The organism is Phenylobacterium sp. (assembly GCF_031412415.1).
Classification (GTDB): Bacteria; Pseudomonadota; Alphaproteobacteria; order Caulobacterales; family Caulobacteraceae; genus Phenylobacterium.
Genome location: NZ_JANOCX010000131.1, coordinates 1 through 2,643, shown reverse-complemented (window position 1 = coordinate 2,643; position 2,643 = coordinate 1). Strand labels below are relative to the sequence as shown.

General features: G+C 63.8%; 2 protein-coding genes. Both read right to left on the bottom strand.

Annotation, left to right across the window (positions count from 1 at the left end; genetic code table 11):
- The coding region (locus RMO04_RS06520) for an FAD-dependent oxidoreductase (protein ID WP_309643977.1) at window positions 1–1,246 on the bottom strand (1,246 nt) is incomplete at its 3' end.
- 208 nt (window positions 1,247–1,454) lie between these two features.
- Window positions 1,455–2,643 (bottom strand): exopolysaccharide biosynthesis polyprenyl glycosylphosphotransferase (locus tag RMO04_RS06515; protein ID WP_309643976.1); only part of this gene is annotated, 1,189 nt, incomplete at its 5' end.

Sequence of the window (2,643 nt, the reverse complement as noted above, 5' to 3'; positions counted from 1 at the left end):
CGCCGAAACGGCCGCGCGACTTGACACCGGTCTGCCGCAGGCCGGCCGCGATGCGCTTCAGGTGCTCATCGCGATGCAAGGAGGGCGTGGGATATCCATACTCCGCGACGTACGACCACGTGCTGGCGACCTGACTCCGGTCGGTGATCAATCCCGTGTTCAGCAGGCCCTGAATCGTGTCATCCACCAGCGTCTCCCGCCGTACAGGCTTGTGCGTGGACTCGCTCGTCTCGGTCATCAACGACCAGTACTTCCCCGATCCCGGCTCGGGCACGTTGTTGGGCGAGTAATGCGAGAACACCGTGACGCGGTAAAATGGGCAGTTGTCCTCGGGAAAGTACATCCAGCACTTCTTCGCCAGCTTCTCGGGCATCTCACCCGTGAGGCCGATCCCGATGATGTGCGAACTCGAGTGGAGCAGCTGACGCGACGCATCGATGATCTCCGGCACCGCAGGAACGAGCATTGCTCCGAGCGCATCAACCGGAATTGTGGAGAGGATGAGGTCGTACACCAGGCGATCGCCATCGGCAGTCGTGGCGACCTTTCGCTGCCAGTCGATCGAGGCAATGCGCGTGTTGCACCGAACGTGTTCGGCACCGACACGTGCGGCGATGGCAGTCCAGATCGCACCCGTCCCACCAAACTTGGGGAACTGGAAGGTGTTATTCGGTCCCCAACTCAGGTCGTCGCGCTGCATCACGATGTTTTCGGCGACCCGTGCCAGATCGACGGTCGCCACGCGCTCGCCGAGCCAGGTCGAGCCGAGCATTTCGACCGGATACGCCCATACCTTGTAGTTGTACGGAGCCATGAAGATTTCCTTTAGCCCGGCACCCATCATCTGGTCGATCCAGGTCCCGAAATCGCGCGTGGGATCCTGCGTGACGGGTGGCCTCTTGGCGAGTCCACGCAACGCCTTCGCCGTGAGTTCCTCCGGCAGGTAACGGATGTTGTTCTGGAACGGATACGGGACGAAGCGATTGGCGATCCAGACCCAGGATTCGCGTTCGTGGTGCAGCCAGCCGTCGGCACCCAACGCATCGACCATGGCCTTGTCGAAGTAGTCGTAGTGCGAGAACTGCACGTGACCACCGATGTCCCACGTGAAGCCGTTGTCGTCGACGAAGCTGCTCGCCAGCCCGCCGGGCGAGGCGCCCGCTTCGACGACGACGAAGTTGGTATGACCCAGCTGCTTGAGGCGATAGGCCGCACCAAGGCCCGTCGGGCCGGCCCCGACGATCAAGATCCTGCTATCAGTGTTCACGTTGAGAGTCCAGTGGAATGCGATCTTCGAATCGTAGCGGCACCGCGGCAGCCTGCGCGTTCGCACAGCGACAATGCCACTATGCAAACCGGACTGCCAGGCACGCCATGTGAGCTGTGCGCTCTACGAGCGCCTGTCACCGCTCACATCGACCGAGCGCTGGACGGACATCCGACTGCTTCCGCCACTATTGCGCGCCATCCATCCGCAGCACCGCCGGGATGGTCTTCGCGAGAATCCAGAAGTCGCGCCAGAGTGTCCACTGCGCGAAGTACGCCGATTCGATGCGGAGCACTTCGTTGAACGTCGTGATACGATTCCGGCCGCTCACCTGCCACGGTCCGGTGATGCCGGGCCGCATACCGAAGCGAATGAACTCTTCATCGTTGTACAAGTCCACTTCTCGCGGCAGCGGCGGTCGCGGACCGACCAGCGACATCTCGCCGGCGAGCACGTTGAACAACTGCGGCAACTCGTCGATGCTCAACTTGCGCAGCCAGCGACCAAGGGGCGTGATGCGCGGGTCCGAGTCCATCTTGAACAGCTTCCCGTCGGCGTAGAGGCTGCCCGCCGCCAGGCTGGCGGCGCGCTCCTCGGCGTCGACGTACATCGTGCGGAACTTGTAGATCGTAAATGTGCGGCCAGCGTAGCCCACGCGCCGTTGACGGAAGATCACCGGACCGGGCGAGGTCATGCCCACCGCGAATCCAACCGGGATGATGATTAGCATCGCGAACGCGAGCATGACGCTGCCCACGATGAGGTCGAGCAGACGCTTGAGCACGAGGTCGCGCCCATAGAGGCCGGGGCGCGTGAGCTGGATCATGGGCACGCCACCCTGCCAGTGAACCGATGGCGTCAGATGCGTGAGCGTGAAGGCGCGCGATGGCGCGAGGACACGGCAGCCACCGGCATCGGCGAAGCACATCAGGTGCGTCAGCAGGTGATCCTCGAGACGGCCGCACAGCACGATCGTGTCCACGTTCCAGTGCGCGATTGCTTCCGGCAGTTCGTTCAGGCCGTAGGCATCCTTTCGCCCTTCGGCATCAGAGCGCGCGATTGCCGGATCCAGGGTCGCGACCGTCCGGAACGGCAGCGCATCCCCCGAGGGAAGCAGACCACTGAACTGTGCGTTCTCCGTGGGCGAACCGACCAGCAGCGCCCGGCCCGGCCGCAGCGCCGCTGGCCTGACGCGGGAGACGATACGGTCAACCGACCAGCGGAGCAGCGCCACCGGCGCGATCAGCACTGGTGCGCCAAGCAGGTCGACGACCACACCGGACGAAAACTCGTTCCAGACGGCCGGCCAGATCACGATCATGAGCCCCAAGCCGATGCCCGACGCGACGCGCTCGAGATCGCGTCGGGCGTCTCCG